At 55.8% G+C, this 21484-nt stretch carries 15 protein-coding genes and 1 pseudogene; 4 read left to right on the top strand and 12 right to left on the bottom strand.

All coding sequences use genetic code 11. The annotated features are described in order from the left end of the window. Window positions 1-9: 9 nt before the first annotated feature. The 12 genes from recD to rppH all read right to left on the bottom strand — a co-directional run bounded on the left by recD (window position 10) and on the right by rppH (window position 18498). Window positions 10-1830 (bottom strand): exodeoxyribonuclease V subunit alpha, encoded by a 1821-nt coding sequence (gene recD, locus PUZ33_RS05620; RefSeq protein ID WP_058680954.1) that lies wholly within the window; start codon window positions 1828-1830, stop codon window positions 10-12. Next, a complete protein-coding gene (gene recB / locus PUZ33_RS05615) occupies window positions 1827-5369 on the bottom strand; it encodes an exodeoxyribonuclease V subunit beta (protein ID WP_058680955.1) in 3543 nt (1180 codons plus the stop codon). Before recB ends, recD begins: the two co-directional genes overlap by 4 nt. Next, window positions 5366-8248, bottom strand: a complete 2883-nt coding sequence (gene ptrA / locus PUZ33_RS05610; RefSeq protein WP_058680956.1) for a pitrilysin — start codon at window positions 8246-8248, stop codon at window positions 5366-5368. The genes recB and ptrA overlap by 4 nt, the downstream gene beginning before the upstream one ends. A gap of 140 nt (window positions 8249-8388) precedes the next feature. Then, window positions 8389-11763, bottom strand: coding sequence for an exodeoxyribonuclease V subunit gamma (gene recC / locus PUZ33_RS05605; protein WP_058680957.1), 3375 nt, complete (start codon window positions 11761-11763; stop codon window positions 8389-8391). A 12-nt stretch (window positions 11764-11775) separates the two neighbouring features. Then, complete coding sequence (locus PUZ33_RS05600; RefSeq protein WP_038420517.1) at window positions 11776-12099, bottom strand: prepilin-type N-terminal cleavage/methylation domain-containing protein; 324 nt, start codon at window positions 12097-12099, stop codon at window positions 11776-11778. Next, entirely contained in the window at window positions 12084-12485 is a 402-nt protein-coding gene (locus PUZ33_RS05595) for a DUF2509 family protein (RefSeq protein WP_058680958.1), read from the bottom strand. The genes PUZ33_RS05600 and PUZ33_RS05595 overlap by 16 nt, the downstream gene beginning before the upstream one ends. Continuing rightward, on the bottom strand, window positions 12482-13045 hold the full coding sequence (locus PUZ33_RS05590; RefSeq protein WP_058680959.1) for a prepilin peptidase-dependent protein: 564 nt from the start codon (window positions 13043-13045) through the stop codon (window positions 12482-12484). Before PUZ33_RS05590 ends, PUZ33_RS05595 begins: the two co-directional genes overlap by 4 nt. Next, window positions 13036-13500, bottom strand: a complete 465-nt coding sequence (locus PUZ33_RS05585) for a prepilin peptidase-dependent protein (protein ID WP_058680989.1) — start codon at window positions 13498-13500, stop codon at window positions 13036-13038. Before PUZ33_RS05585 ends, PUZ33_RS05590 begins: the two co-directional genes overlap by 10 nt. 184 nt (window positions 13501-13684) lie before the next feature. Beyond that, window positions 13685-14479, bottom strand: coding sequence for a thymidylate synthase (gene thyA / locus PUZ33_RS05580; RefSeq protein ID WP_013098550.1), 795 nt, complete (start codon window positions 14477-14479; stop codon window positions 13685-13687). 6 nt (window positions 14480-14485) lie between these two features. After that, the gene (gene lgt / locus PUZ33_RS05575) at window positions 14486-15361 is read right to left on the bottom strand and encodes a prolipoprotein diacylglyceryl transferase (protein ID WP_013098551.1); all 876 of its coding nucleotides are present in this window, start codon (window positions 15359-15361) and stop codon (window positions 14486-14488) included. A gap of 347 nt (window positions 15362-15708) precedes the next feature. After that, the gene (gene ptsP / locus PUZ33_RS05570; RefSeq protein ID WP_020689338.1) at window positions 15709-17955 is read right to left on the bottom strand and encodes a phosphoenolpyruvate--protein phosphotransferase; all 2247 of its coding nucleotides are present in this window, start codon (window positions 17953-17955) and stop codon (window positions 15709-15711) included. Between the two features lie 12 nt (window positions 17956-17967). After that, window positions 17968-18498 carry an RNA pyrophosphohydrolase gene (rppH, locus tag PUZ33_RS05565; protein WP_013098553.1) on the bottom strand — a complete coding sequence of 177 codons (531 nt, stop codon included), beginning with the start codon at window positions 18496-18498 and terminating at the stop codon, window positions 17968-17970. Between the two features lie 442 nt (window positions 18499-18940). Between rppH and PUZ33_RS05560 the strand changes: the two are divergent. From PUZ33_RS05560 to PUZ33_RS05545, 4 genes and pseudogenes are all read left to right on the top strand, one after another. Continuing rightward, a pseudogene (locus PUZ33_RS05560) lies at window positions 18941-19027 on the top strand (hypothetical protein); the annotation flags it as partial. Window positions 19028-19181: 154 nt separating this feature from the next. Beyond that, on the top strand, window positions 19182-19874 hold the full coding sequence (gene mutH, locus PUZ33_RS05555) for a DNA mismatch repair endonuclease MutH (protein WP_274205304.1): 693 nt from the start codon (window positions 19182-19184) through the stop codon (window positions 19872-19874). Window positions 19875-20002: 128 nt separating this feature from the next. Next, entirely contained in the window at window positions 20003-20221 is a 219-nt protein-coding gene (locus tag PUZ33_RS05550) for a YgdI/YgdR family lipoprotein (RefSeq protein ID WP_013098555.1), read from the top strand. 133 nt (window positions 20222-20354) lie between these two features. After that, window positions 20355-21395 (top strand): NADP(H)-dependent aldo-keto reductase, encoded by a 1041-nt coding sequence (locus PUZ33_RS05545; protein ID WP_013098556.1) that lies wholly within the window; start codon window positions 20355-20357, stop codon window positions 21393-21395. The last annotated feature ends 89 nt before the right edge of the window (window positions 21396-21484 follow it).

Genomic DNA, 21484 nt, shown 5'->3' with positions numbered 1-21484 from the left:
TCACCTCGTTCAGAGGGACTCAAATATCGCGCTCAGGCCGCTTCGCCGTTCTGTACGGGTGGCAATCGCCTGCACCAGCACACGCTCGTCGGTATAGAGCGACAAGCGCTGACGCGCGCGGGTGATGGCGGTGTAGATGAGCTCGCGGGTAATCACCGGTGAAAGCTGGGTGGGCAGGATCAACGCCGCATGGTTGAACTCCGAGCCCTGGGACTTGTGTACCGTCATCGCCCATGCTGTTTCATGTTCAGGCAAGCGACTGGGCTGCACAGACTTCACGCTTCCGTCCGGCATCAGGAACCAGACGCGCAGCCCCTGTCCACGGTCAAGCGCAATGCCAATATCGCCGTTAAACAACCCCAGCGCGCTATCGTTACGGGAGATCATCACTGGCCGACCTTCGTACCATCGTGAATGCGGCGTGCGGATGATTTTGCGCTTTTGCGCAAGCAGTTGCTCAAGCCTGTCGTTGAGGCCGCTGACACCAAAAGGCCCCTCTCTCAGCGCACACAGCAGCTGATATTCGCCAAACGCGGCAATGACCTGCTCAGGCGTATGTTGCTGCTGCACGCTCGTCAGGAAGTGCTGATAGCCCAGCAGGGCATCATCCAGCATCGCCTGATACTCTTCCCCGGTTTGCAGCGATTTCTTCTCAATATCACTGAAGCTGCCGTCAAAAACGGCACTGGTCGCATGCCGATCCCCTCTGTTCACGGCCGCCGCCAGTTGGCCAATGCCGGAATCACTCCCGAAACGGTAGCTTTTTTGCAGCAGACAGAGGCTGTCTCGCAGCGCCGCCGCGAGAGACTGACTTTCGGCTGCGAGCGAACATCCGGTGAGGCGGGCTAACTCCTCAGCACGTTCCGCGGTATACCCAAGACTCGCATACGTGCAGATATCGCCCAGCACGGCCCCGGCTTCCACCGAGGCAAGCTGGTCACGATCGCCAAGGAAAATTACGCGCGCGTGGGGAGGTAAGGCGTCAATCAGCCGCGACATCATCGTCAGGTCGATCATCGACGCTTCATCCACCACCAGCACGTCAAGATGCAGCGGGTTTCCGGCGTGGTAACGCAGGCGCTGGCTGCCCGGCTGGGCGCCCAGTAGCCGGTGCAGGGTGCTGGCTTCATTGGGGAAAAGCGCAAGCTGTTCCTGCGTGAGCGGCAGTTTTTGCAGCGCGCCACCTAACGACTCCGTCAGCCTGGCCGCCGCTTTGCCGGTGGGCGCCGCCAGGCGAATACGGCATTTTTGCTTACCCGACAGCTGAATCAGCGCCGCAAGCAGTTTTGCCACGGTGGTGGTTTTACCCGTGCCCGGTCCGCCCGAGATCACCGAGATCCGCCGCGTTAAGGCGACGGCCGCCGCCACTTTCTGCCAGTCTGTCGCCTCATCTGAGGTAAACAGGGCATCCAGCGTTTGCCGGAGCCGCGCTTCTTCACAGGGAAGCGGCGCATTTGTCTCGCTGAAAAAGCGCGCTACCGTCAGTTCATTACGCCACAGCCGGTTAAGGTACAACCGGTCGCCAATAAGGATCATGGGCGTCTGGGTATCGGCTCTGCTGACAGCAGGAGAGCTTAGCAAAACGCTCTGCCAGTCTACCGACTCGCCCAGCAGGGCAAAACAGGACTGAAGAGCCGCAGGCATTTTCTCATCAATGGTCAGGCGCGAAAGCGGCAGGCAGACATGCCCTTCCCCCGCGTCGTTGCTCAGGATAGCGGCAGCCAGCATTACGGCCGGCTGCTCGCCAGCCACCATGATGGCGAACTGCACATCAAGATGGCGCAGTAAACGCTGTTCTACGGCTTCCAGCAGTAATTCCTGCATCGTCATGCCAACTCCTCCGTGCCTGCGGCAAATAAACTGTCCATTTTCTCAATCAGTGCCGCGTCCGGGCGCGTACTAAAAATACCAGACTGCGGATCGGCGGCATCCACCCCGCGCAGGAAGAGGTAAATCACCCCGCCAAAATGGTCTTCGTAGCGGTAATTTGCAATGCGATGACGCAGATAGCGATGCAGCGCCAGGGTATACAGCTGGTACTGCAGATCGTAACGATGCATCTGCATGGCAGAGGCCATCGCCTGCTGGGTATAGGCTTCGCTGTTTTCACCCAACCAGTTCGATTTGTAATCCAACAGGTAGTAACGCCCTTCATGGCGGAACACCAGATCGATAAAGCCCTTCAGCATCCCCTGAACCTGACGGAAGTTAAGTGGCGGGCAACCGGCTGATAGCGGGTCGTGCTCGCGGATCAGCGCATCCAGCGCCTCGGCTCTTAGCGGGCTGGCGATGGGGAGATAAAACTCCATCTCCACCTGCTTATCTCTGGCGGTCAGCTGGCTGAGCGAAATACCCTGTGTCGTGAGCGGGGCGTGAAGGATAGCGGTGATCCATTCGCTGAGCACCGGCTGCCATTGCGCGTCGTAGCCGCCGCTTTGCAACATTTTCAGCACCCACTCCTCAGAGACAGGTTGCGTGAAATCCAGCTCTTCAAACAGGCTGTGTAAAAATGTGCCCGGTGACGCGCCGCGCGGAAATTGATGAGGGGTCAGCACCGGTTCATCCGGCACACTGCCGGTACCTGCGGCATCCACGTCAAGCTTAGGCATCAGATCCTGCGCAATGCTCTGCCCGTGCTGCTGTAAACCGGAATAGCTGGTCACGCGCCAGTCGTCTGCAACGGTTCGCGTAATCTGCCGGACCTGCAGGTCGGTTGTCTGCTGTTCTGGCAGCTGCCAGCGACTGTTATCGGGTTGCGACGGGATATGCAGGGCAATATGTTCCCCGCACAGTCTTTCAATACACTGACGCAGCCCGGCAGCATCTTTTGGCTCACCAAGCTGAATCAGCCTGCCCAGCGCGCTGAGATGAAAATCGGTCTCGCCTGCCTTTTCGCCACGGCGGCGAAATAGCGGAGCGATACCCAGACTGCAGTGCCAGACCGAGCGGGTCAGGGCCACATAGAGCAAGCGTAAATCTTCCGCCAGGCGCTCGGCCTCGGCCAGTTCTACGCTGGACTCTGCTTTGCTGAGATCAAGCACCGCTTCGAACGACTCGCGATCGTGATAAAAAGCCTGATCCTGCACCCGATAATTGGCGATAAAAGGCAGCCAGACCAGCGGATACTCCAGGCCTTTCGACTTGTGAATGGTGACGATTTGCACCAGGTGTTTATCACTCTCAAGACGCATCTGCTGGCTCGACGAGTTACTGTTCGGATCGGCAATTTGCTGCGCCAGCCAGCGCACCAGGGCATGCTCGCTCTCCAGCTGCGTGCCCGCCTCCTGCAACAGTTCGCTGATATGCAAAATATCGGTCAGACGGCGCTCGCCGCCCGCTGTGGCGAGCATATTCTCGGCAATGTGGCGCTGCCTCATCAGTTCACGCAGCATCGCCATCACGCCGCGTTTTTGCCAGCGCTCGCGGTACTGCACAAACTCTTCGACCACCGCATCCCAGGCGGCTTCGTCGCAATTTAGCGCATCAATATCGCGCGCGTTCAGTCCCAGCATGCTGCTTGCCAGCGCGCTGCGAAGGGTGCTTTCCCGCTCCGGCGCCAGCACGGCCTGCAGCAGCCACAGCATCTCCTGCGCTTCCAGCGTTTCAAAGACGCTATCGCGGTTAGAGAGATACACGGACGGGATGTTCAGTGACGTCAGGGCATCACGGATAAGCGCCGCCTCCTGACGGCTGCGCACCAGCACCGTAATATCGGATGCTTTTACCGGGGCTGATGTGTCCCCCTTCCACAGCAACGCCTCACCGCGCGTACCTGCGCTGAGCCAGTCCCGGATCTGCGCGGCGCAGTGCTGAGCCATCGCATGTTGATAGTCCGTAACGCCGCACCCCTCGCCGTCCAGCAGCCAGAAATTCATGGCGGGCTGGTTCACGCCGTTGAATTCAAAGCGCAACGAAGCATTTCTGGCGGCGAACTTTACCGGCTGGAAGGGAATCTCCCTGAACATAAACGCCGAATCCATGCGGCTGAAGAGCGCATTGACGCTCTCCACCATCCCCGGCGAGGAGCGCCAGTTGGTGTCCAGGGTGTAGTGCGCCTCAACCTCGCTGCGGGCTTTCATGTAAGTGAAAATATCCGCGCCACGGAAGGCATAAATGGCCTGTTTTGGATCGCCAATGAGCAACAGTGCCGTGTTGGGCTGCTGTCGCCAGATGCGGCGGAAAATGCGGTACTGCTGGGGATCGGTATCCTGAAATTCGTCAATCATCGCCACCGGAAAGCGCGTGCGGATGGCGGCGGCAAGCGCCTCGCCATTTTCACTGCACAACGCCGCGTCCAGGCGACTTAGCATATCGTCAAAGCCCAGCTCACCCCGGCGGCGTTTCTCACGCGACACCGCTTCACGGATCTCCGCCATGGCGCGGGTGATCATCAGGTCGTAAAGGGTTAATGGCTCTGCCAGCAGGGTTTCGATCTCAACAAACAGCGGGTGCTCCGGAACAATGCCATCGGCTTTGGTTCGCTCAACCAGAAAACGCCGGGAAAATTTTTCCAGCGCATCCGGGAGCTGGTAACCGCGCGTCTCTTCCTGCGCCCAGGCAGTGATCTTATCGATCCATTTCCCCTGATTGCCACGGTTAAACTTGCGCCTGTCGATCCCGGAGTTTTCGATAATGGCGTCGATCTCGCCGACAGACTCAATCCATTTTTGCTTAACGGCTGCAATCTTCGCGACGATTTTTTCATGGCGCGAGGCCAGCGTTTCATCCGCAGGCGGTGGAGATTTAATGACCGGGGCCTCCCCCTGCAGATAGCGCTCAATGGCGCGCAGAAGCTCCTCAGGGCCTTTCCACAACGCATGTACCGCTTCCGCGATCTCCCGCTGTAACGGATAGCAGTGGCGACGCCAGAAATCAGCACAGGCCTGGTAGCGAAGCTCAGACTCATCTTCAATAAGCTGCAGTTCAAACAGCATGCCGGATTCAAACGCATTCAGGCTCAGCATGCGCTGGCAAAAACCGTGGATGGTGAAGACAGAGGCCTCGTCCATTTGCCGTTCAGCCAGAAGCAGCCACTGTGCAGCCTGCTGTTTATCGGCAATCTCTTCCAGCAGGCTCGCGTAGAGAGGGTTATCCGTGCTTTCGCGCAGACAGGCGATACGCAGTTCATGAATATTGGCACGGATACGGCCGCGCAACTCAGCGGTGGCGGCCTCGGTGAAGGTCACCACCAGCAGTTCCTCCACGCTTAACGGACGCGGAAAAGCGGCCTGGCCGCCAAGCCCCAGCAACAGACGCAGATAAAGCGCGGCAATGGTGAAGGTTTTTCCCGTTCCCGCTGAGGCTTCAATCAATCGTTCACCCTGCAGAGGTAAACGTAAGGGATCAAGGGACTCAGCGGTGTCGGTCATTCTTTCTTACTCCAGGGCATAGATTGCTGCAGGGCGCTGACGCTCTTCCAGATTTTCCAGCCTTTCGGGTTAACGTAGTCCGTTTTTCCGTTCTGGCTACCAGAAACCTGAGACAGAATGGCTATTCCCTGCGGTTTAACCACCGCCTGATGGAAGAAGTCGGCAACCTTCTGAGGCGTCAGCTGTTTTATCTCGGCCACTACTTTATCACGCGAATCAAATTTCAGATTACCGCGATCGAAATCTTTGCTCAGCTGGGATGCTTCTTCACCCAGCGTCTGAGGCGGCTGCATCACCTGCGCGATGACGGCCTGCTGGATTTGGGCAAACTCATCCGGCTTCATGGCTCGCAGTTTAGCTTCCGCTTGCGGGAAGAAAGCCTGGTAACGCTGCCAGAGATAAGCGGGCTGTTTATCGCTGCTCTGCAGCAGGAAACCCAGCCCCCACTGGCGGCCAACGTTCATGGAGAAGGCAAAGACCGCATAGCCAAGCTGCTCTTCAGTGCGCAGCTGATTGTAGAACCACGGCTGTATAATTTGTCCCAGAACGGCACTCTGCGCAGAGCTGGCAAATTCATCATAGCCCGTAGGAACAAACACGGCGGCCAGCGCGGAATCCGTGCTGTTACCTGCTTTTTCAAAAATCACATTCTGTTTTTTCTCAACCAGCACGTCCTGGTTACGGCACCACTCGTCGCCTTTTGAACCGAGCTGCTGACGTACGTTCTCCGCCAGCGTTTTGGCCTGGTCCTCGCTCATGTTGCCGACGATAAGAAACTCCGGACGTGTGTTAGTTTTCAGCGAGTCGCGGTAGGCCAGCACCTCTTTTAATGTGATGGATGGCAGCAGCGCCCGGCGATCTTCACGCTGGAAATAAGGGATTTGCGACAGCATCTGCGCCGGCATAATCGCCTGATCGTACGCCTTGCCTTTCTCAGCGGAATCCATCATCTGCGCATACCAGGACTTCGCCTGCTCAAACTGCTCTTCCGTTGGCGTGTAGCTGAAATAGCCCTCCAGCAACGCCTGGAACAGCTGAGGCAAACGCTGGGTATAGCCGTTTGCATTGACCATCAGTCCGTTATTGGCGTTGGTAGAGAAGCTGATCCCACCTACGGCGGCCTGGTTGCTGAGCTGGTCAAGTGCGATACCGGCCAGATAGTCATTGAGCGCAAACATCACCTGATTTTTGGCGCTATCCATCGCTTTCGGGTTGCGAAGAACAACGCTGACATCGGCTTTTGGCTCGCTGGCGAAGTAGTGGCTTGGGGTGTACACCACGCGCAACGTCGGCTCATCAACAATAAGCTGCGGGTGTGGGTACGCTTTCGCGGTTTTAATCAGGGAGAAATCATCCGGGATGTAGGGATTCAGTTCCGGCAGCTTCAACGCGATCTCGCTGGCCTTTTTCTGCCAGTTTGCGAACGTTTGCTCACTGATTTTATCCACCTGGTAAGGGGCATCCACGAAATAGGCCGTTTTGTTATGCGGCTCGTTCGGGCTGATGTACCAGATGCGGGCATTCTGTGGGGTCATCATTGCCAGGCGCGCTTTTATCGCCTCAGCGTCATACTGGTCGGCAATGTTGACCGCGTCCAGGGTATGTTCAACCGGCACGCGGATCATGGTATCCGCCAGCCACTCAACATAGTCCATGTCGCGGGTAATGGACGGATAGCGGAAATCGAGATCCAGCACGTGTGCCAGTTCGTCAAAGTAGCGTTTATCGACGCCTTTATCGCGCAGCAACGAGAGATAGCTGAAGATAGCCGCGACCACCTCATCACGGTGCGCCAGCCCTTTGTCGGTCAGGGTGGCGGAAATCGCCAGCACACCGCTGTTGCCGTTAACCACTGGATCGGAGTCGGCACGGATCCCTTCCACCAGCCCCTGCTTTTGCAGCCAGTCAGAAAGCGTTCCCGGGCTGCGGTTACCAATAAGATAGGTGACCAGTTCATCCGTTTTACTGCGGAACTGTGCGGTGTTGTTATCAATGCGGAACTCAACGCGTAACACCTTGCGCGGCAGTGCGGGCACGTAGTGGATCACGATCCCTTTCTGCGCGTCGGTGACTACCGGTACGTTTATCTGCGGCAGGTCAATGTTTTTATTTGGTACCCGTCCAAAGGTCTGCGCCGCCATGGCAGCCAGTTCTGGCAACGGTTTGTTGCTGTAGATAACCGCTTTCATCAGGTTTGCGGAGTAGTATTTGTCGCGAAACGCATGCAGCGCATCAAGCACCGGGCTGTTTGGTTTGTCACTCAGCGTCTCGAGGTTACCCCCGGAAAAACGGGATCCAGGGTGCGCCGGGTTGATGGTTTCGGCGCTCACCTGCGCCATGCGCATACCGTCTCGCGTACGGGCCAGGGTCAATTCAGCATTGACGGCATTACGTTCACGGTCAGCGTATTTTTTATCCAGCAGCGGTGCGGCAATGGCATCGGCGAGACGATCCACCGCCCCTTCCAGCGCATCATTTTCGACTTCCAGATAAAACGCCGTCCGATACGGTGCCGTACTGGCGTTGTGGCTGCCGCCATGCATTTTCAGAAATTCGGAGAGGCTATCCGGCTGGGGGTATTTTTTGGACCCCATCAGCGTCATATGTTCCAGATAGTGCGCAAGACCCGGGTGCGCTTCGGGATCTTCCAGCGACCCAACGGGTACCACAAGCGCCGAGAGGGATTTCACCGCCTGCGGATCGGAAACCAGCAGCACGGTCATCCCGTTATCAAGGCGGACAGCCTGATACTGACGGGTATCTTTTTCGCTCTTACGGATAGTTTCCTGAACGGGTTGCCAACCGGAGTCTGCCTGAGTGACGGGAGCCCAAAGGGCGACAAACAAAACAAACGCTTTGAACAAGGTGCTGCCTGGCATTAACGACCTCTTTATCACGGCTACATCATTAACAAACTTCGTGCTGGACACGCCAGCATCTCTTTCTTTCTGTACATCAGTCCGTGATAGCAGGTGCATCATAAATGAACACCCTTTACTGCGCAATTTTTATACAGCGCTCAGGACTGATTAAATTTGAACAACGGTAACAGGTAACGTTGTGCCTCTTCCGTGATGGTCTCAAAGTATTCTGGCTCAAGCGTTCGCCATAACCGTTGATACCAGACATCATCGCCTTCACCACGGACCATCATGTTACCTTCCCAGGCCTGAACAAATTTACTCCGCGCTTTCTGCAGTGAAGCGTCATCCGTTAACATCGCATCATTCTGCGCGTCATAACAGGCTTTTATCCACGCCCCGCCACTTTCAGGCAGCAGCAGCAGCGGCTTGTTCATCCCCTGACGGTAACCTTCAATGTACAAGGATAAGTAATGTAACGCCTGCTCCGGCTCCATTGGCGGGAAACGCCACTCGCCCTCCTTGCGTACAAACATCCGGCTTTCACCCTGGTTACCGCCAGCACTGTAGACAAGATGTTCGAGCCAGAGTTGCAAACCCTGTGAAACGCTCAGCATGGAAGGCCGCCAGCGCAGCAGCCCGTCCGGTTGAACCTGCGTCAGCCAGCCCGTCAGCTGGATACCGTTGCAGTTGAGGTCGATTTCAAGGCTTGTTCCCGGCTGTCGGCATTCGATAACACGCTCGGCAAGCGCCTTCATCTCTGTGCACTGCGCCTCCCAGACGATCTCCCCAAACGCACCATACGGTAATTGCCCCGCAGCGCGATAGCGGCGGAACAGTTTGTCAGCATCTTCCTGCTCCACCAGCGCATTCAGCAGCTGGAGGTTTAACTGATAACGTTCCAGCCCTTCCAGCGTAAACGGTTCTGCGTCAGGAATTTCGCTCTCTTCCGAGCGGAAATTTACCTGCAACCGCTGCTGGAAGAAGGCGCGTACCGGGTGCGCCCAAAACCGTTGCAGCTGTTCGAAGGTCAGGGTTTCAATGGGCCGCGCGTCGAGCTCCTGAATGAAATCGCTGTGCGCCCTCCCCTCTTTCTTCGCCGCGGGGAGCCACTCCTGGGCATAGCTCTGCAATTCGCTGGCGACGTAGTTTATCGGGTCAAACGGCATACGGCTGTGACAACAGGTGATATGCGCTTTCACCCGCTGGTCGCTCTCATCGCAGTTACGTTCTTCATCCCCCGGCAGGTAGTGGCTCTGTCCGATATAGTCCACCAGTTCCTGCACCAGAACAGAGGGAAAACGCTCGCTGTTGTCCTGAATCGACCGACCGATATAGCTGATGTAAAGCTTGTTCTGCGCGGAAATAAGCGCCTCAAGGAAGAGGTAGCGGTCATCATCACGACGGCTACGGTCGCCCCGCTTCGGTGCCGGGCTCATGAGATCAAAGCCCAGCGGCGGCAGGGCTCGCGGATAAACACCGTCATTCATACCAAGCAGACACACCACTTTGAAGGGAATGGAACGCATGGGCATCAGCGTGCAGATATTGATCGGCCCGGCAAGGAAGCGCTGGCTGATACGCTCCTGATCGAGGCGCAGGGTCAATTCGTCCCGCAGAAGCGAAAGCGGGATCGCTTCGTTATAGTGGGAGTTCAACCCCTCATCGACTATCGCCTGCCACTGTGTTTCAATCAGCGCCATTGCGGCTTCCGTGTCACTGTCCGGCAGGAAGAAATCATTGAGCAGTTCCCGGCAAACCGGCAGCCACTCCCCCAGCGGACGCGGCTGCATTAGCGCACGTCGCCAGCGGTTAAGCTGCATCAGCAGCGAGGCTAAATGCCCGACAAGCTCCGCGATGAGCCCGCTGGATTCATCATAAGGCAGGACCTCGTTCCACTCGCCCTGGCTGCTTTCCATTGCATACCCCAGCAGCATACGCGTCAGACCAAACTGCCAGGTGTGCTGCCCGGTAGGGGGAAGCTCAAACTCCTGTACGTTGTCGTCATCGATCCCCCAACGTACGCCAGACTCGTTTACCCACTGACGAAGGTAGCGTAACCCCTCTTCGTTAATGTTAAAACGAGCGGCCAGCACGGGGACATCGAGCAATGCCAGGACATCTTCGGAAATGAAGCGGCTGTCGGGCAGTGACAGCAGGGTAACGAATGCCTGCAAGGCCGGGTGAGACTGGCGAGCCCGACGGTCAGAGATGGCATAAGGCAGGTAGCGCTCTCCCGTCGCACTGCCGAAAACGGCCTGAATAAAGGGGCTGTAGCTGTCGATATCCGCCACCATCACCACGATATCACGCGGTGTCAGGTCAGGATCGTCCTGTAGCATGGCGAGCAACTGATCGTGCAGGACTTCGACTTCACGCTGCGCACTGTGGCAAACATGCACCGTGATACTGCGATCTTCGGGATCCAGTCTCCGCTTCGTGTCGCTGCGTTCAAATTCTTCTGCCGTCACGCCCATCACCGCGCGATTTTCCAGATCCAGAATATCGGACTGGATATTGTGCAGCAGGCTGTCCGGCGTGATTTCAACAAACGCATCCACGTCGCCTTCGCCTGACGAGGTGATATCAGAGAGCATATGAATGTAGTCCCGGCCCAGCTTGCCCCATGAGGCAAGCAGCGGGTTTGGCAGGTTCTGAATGCCCTGCTCATCAAAAAGCTGCGCGGCAGAGGCGCTGTCTTTAAACAAGGGCACCGTGCGTTCTTCAAAGAGACGTCGCCGCTGGCGCGTCACAAGCCGCGAAAGCCACCGGTCATCCTGAATGTCGCCCCAGTAATGGCGGCAAGGGTTAGTAAACAGAATATGGATGTCGGTGTGTTTTCCGAGCGCTTTCAGCGCATCCAGATAGACGGGTGGCAAGGCGGAAATACCGCAGATAAATACGCGGGAGGGCAGCCGGGCCGGTCGGTCAGTGCTATTTTCCAGTATGGAGATGAAGCGTTGGTAGAGGTTCGCACGGTGCCACTTGGGTTGACCCAGCTTTTCGGTATGCTCCACCAGCGCTTTCCACAGCGGCGCCTGCCAGACCTGCGCCTCCGGCAGACCTTCCACTAACTCACCCGCCTCCCAGCGAGTCAGCCATTCCGGACGATACACTAAATACTGGTCATAGAGATCCGAGGTACGTGATGCCAGCTGGAACAGCTTGCGTTTGTCGGTATCGTCATGCAGGTAGTGGCGCAGCATGGCAAACTCATCATGCGTGAGCATATCTGGCAAAAGCGCCATCAGCTTCCAGCTCATGCTCTGTTTGTTAAACGCGCTCTGCTCCGGGATGTCAGGCAACACGCGGACAAACATCTCCCAGATAAAGCTCGCGGGAAGCGGAAAATCGATATTCGCCGCGATGCCAAATTTACGGGAAAGCGACATCTGCAGCCATTGTGCCATACCGGTGCTCTGCACCAGCACCATTTCAGGCTCAAACGGATCGTCGAGCCGCTCACGCTCAACGATAAATTCCATCAGCGCTTCCAGCACATCCAGACGATTTGAGTGGTAGACCCTTAACATAGACGCTCCCGACTACTGGCTAACCGGGCAATGCAGACGCGTCATCTCACCGCGTCGACCCAGAGGAGAAATAAGTGTAACCGTGATGCTGACACATCCAGACTGCGTTGTCTGCATCCGGTTTATCTGCCAGCCTGCTGGCAGCGCACCAGCATCCATCTGCGACTGCGTCCAGGCGATGTGCCAGAGCTGACGATACTGGCTAAACAGGGCAAAGCGGGAAGCCAGCGCCCGGTGATAGCCGGACAGCGCCGTTACGATCGCCACCAGCAGCAGCATCGCCAGCAACACATCGACCATGCTGAACCCCTTTTCATTCTTTACGGCAACCGACATAACGCACGCTCCTTTAGCGGGCAAAAATCACTCCAGCCATGAGGTAAAAAGCGTATGTGCCCGTTGACAATCTCCCCGCCACGCCAGAGCAACAGCTCTCCATCTCCAGCGATGAGTAACACCTGCGACTCATTCAGTACACGCAAACAAACACGTTGCGTTTGTCTCTGTTTGCACTGTACATGAGGCTGCAACGACCAGTGCTGAACGCGCCCCCACTCCAGCGCAGAATGCGTGGCTGCCTGCTGCTGGATGGCGCGGCTCTCGTCGCCAACCAGCATGGTAAATGTTATGAGTTGCTGGTTAAGGCCGGTCAGGATCAGTGTGCCTAACACCAGTAACAGCAGAACCAGCGTCAGTGAGGCAATCCCATTCTGGCGGCTCACAAGTTAAACCCCGTAACGCCATAGCGAGCCTGGTAAGGGGCAGCGTGCTTATCATTCACCCCGCTGGCGGTCAACTCGAGATAGAATGCTGGCGCAAATCCCGGGTGCTCATGTTTACGTACCACAAATGTGTGGATCATAAGCCGGGCCGGGTCGGTAAGTTTCTCCCATCCTTTTCCTTCACACCCCGTCGCGCCACGCAGGGTTTCCAGCGCGCCTGATTCCAGACGAAACCCCGTACTTTCGTTATCCGATGCTGAGGTGTCCCAGGTGCCGTTACTGTTTGCATCCCACCGGACAATCACACAGCTTCCCTCTCTGCCGATGGTCAGGCTCTGCCCCTGACAATTACCCGCGCAATACCCCGCGCGCTGTAACTGCTTGCCAATGGCGAACAGGCGTTGCCAGATCTCTTCTTCACGCTCCTGCGCCCTGGATTGCAGCAAAACTGCCCGTTGCAGCTCCGGTAAAAAACGCGACGTGCTGAGTAACAGAATGCTGCTGATCGCCATTGCAACCAGCACCTCTGTGAGTGAGAAGCCGTGCTGGTTCATCGGCATGCATTTTCCCCTGTAACAGTGCACATCCTGATACGCCCTCCGTTTGAGACGACAATCATCCATTCTCCTGCCCTGCTCTGTATCCGTATCCGCCCTGCCCACGCCGTGTCCCTTAATCCGTAGAATCCTAATGAAGGCGTAACCTCCCTTAGCACGACGTCAGGCCACAACGGTCTGAGCACATACGGGCTGTTGTTCTCACAGCCCTGCACCGCAGAGCTCATCAAACAGGCACCTCTGTCGTCCTGCTGAAGCGTGATCAGGTGGTCACGGTTGTGACGATTGGCATCGTTTCGCAGAAACACCAGATAGTCGCGGACCTGACAGGCGACCTGCCACAACCTCTGCCGCTGTTGCCAGTTGTCCCAGCCGGCGAGCCCTGTCGCGCTGAGGATAATAACCAGCGAAATGGCAACCAGAGTTTCGATAAGCGTAAAGCCATGCTCTTTTTTCATGCCGGGAGTGTGGCGAAACGCCGTGAACATGACGAGCCACGATTCGGGGTTTTACGAGGCGTTATCCAGAGAATGTTATCCGTTGCAGCGCGTTGCACGCCGACTGGATAACGCCTCGGGGAACAGAGTACAGACGAAAAAAAACCGGCGCGTAAATGCGCCGGTTATGTAACGATTTGCCGTATCAGATTGCGACAGGCGCTTTGATGCCAGGATGCGGGTCGTATCCCTCAATCTCGAAGTCGTCAAAGCGGTAATCGAAGATCGATTCCGGTTTACGTTTGATAATCAGCTTCGGCAGTGCACGCGGCTCACGGGTCAGCTGGAGATGCGTCTGTTCCATGTGGTTACTGTACAGGTGCGTATCCCCACCGGTCCAGACAAAATCTCCCACTTCCAGATCGCACTGCTGGGCCATCATATGTACTAACAGCGCATAGCTGGCGATGTTAAACGGCAGGCCGAGGAAGACATCGCAAGAGCGCTGGTAAAGCTGGCAGGAGAGTTTGCCATCAGCCACATAGAACTGGAAGAACGCATGGCACGGTGCCAGCGCCATTTTATCCAGCTCACCCACGTTCCAGGCAGAAACGATAATACGGCGCGAGTCCGGGTCGTTTTTCAGCTGGTTCATCACGGTGGTGATCTGGTCAATATGGCGGCCATCAGGCGTTGGCCACGCACGCCACTGCTTGCCGTACACCGGGCCCAGATTGCCGTTTTCATCTGCCCATTCGTCCCAGATAGAGACATTGTTTTCGTGCAGATAGGCAACGTTGGTATCGCCTTGCAGGAACCAGAGCAGTTCATGAATGATCGAGCGCAGGTGGCAGCGCTTTGTCGTCACCAGGGGGAAGCCTTCTTGCAGGTTGAAGCGCATCTGGTGGCCAAAAATGGAGAGCGTGCCGGTTCCGGTACGGTCATTTTTCGGCGTGCCCTCGTCGAGCACTTTTTTCATCAATTCAAGATACTGTTTCATGGTTCCTCAGGAAAGTTGTTGCTGTGGACGACGACGATACGCCCAAATCATCATAATGGCACCCGCCACGATCATCGGAATGGAGAGGATTTGCCCCATGCTGATGTACTGTACCCACTCGCCGGTGAACTGCGCATCCGGCTGGCGGAAGAACTCAACGATGATACGGAACGCACCGTAGCCAATCAGGAACAGGCCGGAGACAGCCCCCATCGGGCGCGGTTTGCGGATAAACAGATTCAGGATGATAAACAGCACCACGCCTTCCAGCGCCAGTTCATAGAGCTGAGACATGTGACGCGGCAGAACGCCGTACGTATCAAAAATGGATTGCCATTCAGGATGAGACGGCAGCAGCGCCAGGTCTTCCGCGCGCGAGCCCGGGAACAGCATAGTAAAGGAAACGCTCGGGTCGACACGTCCCCACAGCTCGCCGTTGATAAAGTTGCCCAGACGACCAGCCCCCAGACCAAACGGAATCAATGGCGCGATAAAATCCGATACCTGGAAGAAGTTGCGTTTGGTGCGTTTGGCAAAAATCACCATCACCAGAATCACACCAATCAGGCCGCCATGGAAGGACATCCCCCCGTCCCAGACGCGGAACAGATAGAGCGGATCGTTGAGGAATACCGGGAGGTTATAGAACAAGACATAGCCAATACGCCCACCAAGGAACACACCGAGGAAGCCCGCGTAAAGCAGGTTTTCGACTTCGTTTTTGGTCCAGCCACTGCCAGGACGACTGGCGCGACGGCCAGCAAGCCACATAGCAAAAATGAAGCCCACCAGGTACATCAGACCGTACCAGTGAAGCGAAACGGGTCCTACTGAGAAAATGACCGGATCAAATTCCGGAAAATGCAGATAACCACTGTTCATCTGTCACCACAAGATGTTGTTATTCCGCTGAAAGTGGACAGCGGTAGAGATGCGCCCCGGCGGTCAGCAGAGGCTCCAAAGTTGCGAATCATAGCACAAGGCGGACGCGGAGGATGCGCCAGAGATGTAAAAGATGTGTATAGAGGATGGTATGGGATGTTGCCCTCCCCCACGGGGCTGAGGGATCCCCACAGAAAAATTACGCACGGACGGCTCCCTCTCCTCCTGGGAGAGCGCTGGGGTGAGGGGGAACACACTGCTCTGGTGGTCATTCTGAGAGCAGCGTTATTACTTCTGTTTATGAATCATTGTGGATCCCTCAGCCTACAGGTAGAGAGATAAAAACTTCAGCGGCCACCGCGGATCAGGCCGCCCATGCCACGTCGCTCCATAAACGCGGCGACCTGATGACGCACTTCTGTTGCCAGCTGCGCTTCAAGACTGCGCTCGGCCAGCTCGCGGGCATCCTCGATGTCAATATGGCGCAGCAGGTACTTCACACGTGCGACAGCGCGGCCGTTCATCGACAGATGGCGATACCCCAGGCCGATGAGGATCGCAACGCACATTGAATCCCCGGCCATTTCGCCACACAGCCGCAAATCGATACCGTATTGCTCCGCTTCACGGGCAATCATCGCCAGCGCCCGAATGATGGCCGGATGCAGGCTATCATAAATACTGGCAACACGCGTGTTGTTACGATCGACGGCCAGAATATACTGCGTCAGATCGTTGGTCCCGACAGAGATAAAATCGACCCGGTTCGCCAGTTGCGGCAGCATGAAGACCATGGATGGCACTTCGAGCATTACCCCGATCCGCGGTTTGGGGATCGCGTAACCGATCATCTCTTCGACTTCACGGCCTGCACGTTCGATCAACCGTCGCGCTTCGTCGATCTCATCAATGCTGGTGACCATAGGCAGTAAAATGCTGAGGTTCCCGGTCGCCGCATTCGCGCGCAGCATGGCGCGCACCTGGATCAGGAAGATCTCAGGCTGATCCAGCGTAATGCGGATCCCTCGCCAGCCCAGGCACGGGTTTTCTTCACTGATTGGCATATACGGCAGCTGTTTATCCGCCCCAACGTCCAGGGTACGCAGGGTAACCGGTTTGTCGTTAAACATCTGCAACATGCCCTGATACTGTGCGACCTGCTCCTCTTCTGAGGGAAAGCCGCTTTGCAGCATGAACGGGATTTCAGTGCGATATAAGCCGATGCCATCAATGCGGCTGCCGAGCTTCTCTTCATGCTCGGGGCTTAACCCTGCGTTGAGCATAACTTTGATGCGCTCGCCGCTTTTGAGCTGTGCAGGCAGGTCGACGTCATCTTCCGCCAGCTTGCTTAATTCATTCTCTTCACTGATAAGGCGCTGGTATTCCTGGAGCAGGACCGGCTCAGGATCGACCAGGAGCTCACCGCGATAGCCATCCACCACCAGCGTGCGTCGGTGCAGCACCGAGGGCTGAATATCTGCCCCCATAACGGTGGGGATACCCAGGGCACGAACCATAATAGCCGCATGGGAGTTAGCTGCGCCATCGCGCACCACCACACCTGCCAGCCTGTCCTGCGGGAGCTCCGCCAGCGTCGTCGCAGACAGTTCATCGGCAACCAGCACAAAGCGTTTTGGCCAGGCATTCGGCCCCTGGATCGTGTCATCAAGGTGGAACAGCAGACGCTGACCGAGTGTACGTAGATCTCCCGCGCGCTCTTTCAGGTAACCGTCTGTCAGTGCGGCAAATTGCTCCGCAAATTTTTCGATGACCTTTTTAACGGCCCATTCCGCTACGGCACCTTTATCAACCTCGGCAAAAAGCTCACGGCGCAGACGTGCATCGGAGAGCAGGTGCGAATAGAGGTCAAAAATGGCCGCCGTCTCTTTTTGCGCCCCGGCGGCAAAGCGTTTGCTGTAACGCCGAAATTCGTTTGCTGCCTCTTCCAGCGCCGCCGTGAGGCGCTCGCGCTCAAGCGCTTCATCCAGCGTTGAGGCTTCGTACACCTGTTCCATCAGCGGCAGGGTGGCATCCATCCAGCCTTCAGCAATCGCCACGCCAGGCGAGGCCGGCAGCGCACGAATACGCGTGTGACGGTACTGCCCAAACAGGGCGGCAAGCTGAGACTGAGAGAGGATCGCAGCCATCTGCGTGGCTAGCGTCACGAGGAAAGACTCTTCGCTTTCGTCATACTGACGCAGTTCGCGCTGCTGAACGACCAGTACGCCAAGCAGTTGACGACGCTGGATGATCGGTACGCCCAGGAAGGCGCGGAAACGCTCTTCTTTTACGGAGGGAATGTATTTAAAGCTGGGGTGCTTTTGCGCGTCGGCAAGGTTGATGGGTTCAGCCAGTCGCCCCACCAGGCCTACGATACCTTCATCAAAGGCGAGCGTAACGGTACGACCACGTGGTTTTTTTAAACCACGGGTCGCCATCAGGTAGTAGCAACGTCGGTCATGATCGGCCAGATACACCGAACAGACTTCAGTTTCCATCGCAAGACAGATGTCAGTGACCAGAATATTCAGCGCCTCGTTCAGACGAGGCGCACTGGCCACTTTCTCGACTATTTCTCGCAAGCGGGTGAGCATGATTTGCGTAGCTTAACCTCTTTTACGTCGCCAGGCAGGTGCGCTCTGCGGCTTAGGCGGGATCTCCTGAAGCTGCATGACAACACTTGCGAACTCTTTCATCACCCTACGGTAAACATCGCGTTTAAATGACACGACCTGACGAACAGGATACCAGTAACTCACCCAGCGCCAGCCATCAAACTCCGGCGTACTGCTGGTTTGCATATTGATATCTGAATCGTTGCCCACCAATTGCAACAGAAACCACTTCTGTTTCTGGCCGATACAAACCGGCTTTGTGTCCCAACGCACCAAACGTTTCGGTAACTTGTAACGCAACCAGTTGCGGGTCGAAGCCAGGATGCGAACATCTTTTCGGCTTAAACCGACCTCTTCAAACAGCTCCCGGTACATCGCTTGTTCTGGGGACTCCCCTGGGTTGATCCCGCCTTGCGGAAACTGCCAGGAGTGCTGACCATATCGCCGGGCCCACATCACCTGGCCCTGACGATTACAAATTACTATTCCTACGTTCGGGCGGTAGCCATCGTCATCAATCACCGGACTACCCCAAACTAAATCTGATATATGAATGATTGTTTCACACTACAGGGAGGCGGTAAACCACTCTCTTACAGGCCTGCAACCTAATAACATTTGAATAACTCACAAATATGCGCAGAGTTATAAACAGATAAGCGGCAACAAGGGCAATTTTATTCACCTTTTCTGTGGATATAGTTGTGAAGAAGTGTGGAATTACCGATGAACAACCTGAAGAGCCCTTCGCTACACCGTGTCACCCGCTGAAAACATTCCTATAATATTCATTTAATTAGCTCTGTTTTTAGCGCCCCAGGAAGGAATTACGTGACGATCATCACACCTGTGATCGTTATGCTGATGAAAGATCGAACAGCGTCGGTTTTATCCACAGATTGTGCCAATAAGTTAGGCACAATTTGTGTGAAAATTCGATTTTCGTCGCACGTCAAGGCTGTAAATTGAAACAGTAGTCAGGGTTATTCCCAGTTATCCCACTTTTCTGTGGATAACATGGTGTAAGATCCTGTTTATTGTCAGTGACCAGAATTGAACAACCCGTTTTTCGTTTCATAAAGAACGGTCTGGCATGACTAAAAAAACCTAAAAATCATGCACATGGCATATTCGTACAGAAAAAGTTAAACTCTATCCACAGGGGATAGTTTCTTAGTTTATTTTTTAATCAAAAGGTTGCCGTCATGCTTGCGCTCTCACCCAAGCTTTCTCCGCCAACAAGCGAAGCCCAGTTGCTTGGGCAGGCGCAGCGTCTGGCGGGCTTTTCGCTTGGCGAACTGGCAGCGATGGCAGGGTTACCGATCCCAAAGGATCTGAAACGGGATAAGGGCTGGATCGGCATGTTGCTTGAGCTATGGCTGGGGGCTAGTGCGGGGAGTAAACCCGAGCAGGATTTTGCGGCTCTGGGCGTTGAGCTAAAAACCATCCCCATAGACCGTCTGGGAAAGCCCCTTGAAACCACCTTTGTCTGCGTTGCGCCATTAACCGGAAATACCGGCGTGACGTGGGAAACCAGCCATGTTCGCCATAAACTCAAGCGCGTGCTCTGGGTTCCGGTTGAGGGTGAACGCCAGATCCCGCTGGCTGAACGCCGGGTAGGCGCGCCGCTGCTCTGGAGTCCCAATGAAGATGAAGAGCGGCAGCTAAGACTGGACTGGGAAGAGCTGATGGATATGATCGTCCTTGGGCAGGTAGAGCGCATCACGGCCCGACACGGAGAAGTTTTACAGCTGCGTCCGAAAGCTGCCAACAGCAAAGCCCTCACCGAGGCTATCGGCGCCCAGGGCGAACCGATACTCACGTTGCCGCGCGGCTTTTATCTCAAAAAGAACTTCACAGGTGCGCTGCTGGCTCGCCATTTCTTACTGAAAACATAGTTTTTTACTCATTTTGCGAACTATCAAACATAATCGACGGGGATTTAAGATTTTCCCCCTTTCTCCTTTCGATATATCAGGTTAATACTACACTATGATTTGATACGAGCCAGGTGAGGACGATAACGATGAAAAAATGGGCAGTGTTGATTTCAGCAGTGGGTTTAGCGTTTGCGGTATCGGGCTGTAGCAGCGATTACGTTATGGCGACGAAAGATGGCCGAATGATCCTGACCGACGGTAAACCCGAAGTCGACGATGATACCGGCCTGGTCAGCTACCATGACCAGCAGGGTAATAAAATGCAGATCAATCGCGACGAAGTTTCACAGATTATCGAGCGATAAACAGATAAAGGTCAGTGGCTTGCTGGCCTTTTTGATTTTTTTTCTTCCTCTTTTGCTTCCCCTCTGCCATGTTTATATTCCTTTGTCGGGAGGTTCCTGACGTGGTCTGTATTTCTAATGAAGGAAGCCGGCTATGCATTATCACCGTATCCCCCACAGCGCTCTGGAAATAAGCCAACTGGGGTTGGGCACGATGACATTTGGTGAACAAAACAGCGAAGCCGATGCCCATGCACAACTCGATTATGCCGTCAGCCAGGGCATTAACCTGATTGATGTTGCAGAGATGTACCCTGTACCGCCTCGTCCGGAAACGCAGGGGCTTACCGAAACCTACGTCGGCAACTGGCTCGCCAAACGCGGGAATCGCGAAAAGCTGGTTGTTGCGTCAAAAGTCAGCGGCCCCGCACGCAACAACGATGCCGGGATCCGTCCAAACCAGATCCTCGATCGCAAAAATATCCGCGCCGCGCTGGATGCCAGCCTGAAGCGCCTGCAAACCGACTATCTCGATCTCTATCAGGTTCACTGGCCGCAGCGTCCCACTAACTGCTTTGGAAAGCTGGGTTATAGCTGGAATGAGAGCGCCCCGGCCGTTACGCTACTGGAAACGCTGGAAGCCCTGGCCGAATGCCAGCGAGCGGGAAAAATCCGCTACATCGGTGTCTCTAACGAAACGGCCTTTGGCGTGATGCGCTATCTGCACCTGGCGGACAAACATGACCTGCCCCGCATCGTCACCATCCAGAACCCATACAGCCTGCTCAACCGCAGCTATGAAGTGGGTCTGGCCGAAGTGACGCAATACGAAGAGGTGGAATTGCTCGCCTATTCATGTCTGGGCTTTGGTACGTTGACAGGGAAATACCTTAACGGCGCGAAACCTGCCGGAGCGCGTAACACCTTGTTCAGCCGCTTTACCCGCTACAGCGGTGAGCAGACACAAAAAGCCGTGGCGGCCTATGTGGATATCGCGAAACGTCACGGTCTTGATCCGGCTCAGATGGCTCTGGCCTTCGTGCGTCGTCAGCCGTTTGTTGCCAGCACTCTGCTGGGCGCAACGACCATGGAACAGTTGAAAACGAATATCGAGAGTTTCCATCTGAATCTGAGCGAAGAGGTATTAGCAGAGATTGAAGCGGTGCATCAGGTATACACCTACCCGGCACCGTAATAAAAGCAAACGGCAACCTGGTTGCCGTTTTTAATGTTTGCGCCCCCTCCCGCAGGAGAGGGCCGTGGTGAGGGCGTCAGGCCGCTCTT

This window comes from Enterobacter cloacae complex sp. 2022EL-00981, from assembly GCF_028737495.1.
GTDB classification, from domain to species: Bacteria; Pseudomonadota; Gammaproteobacteria; order Enterobacterales; family Enterobacteriaceae; genus Enterobacter; species Enterobacter cloacae.
The sequence above is the reverse complement of the archived record's forward strand: the minus strand, read 5'-3'. Positions and strand labels throughout refer to the sequence as shown.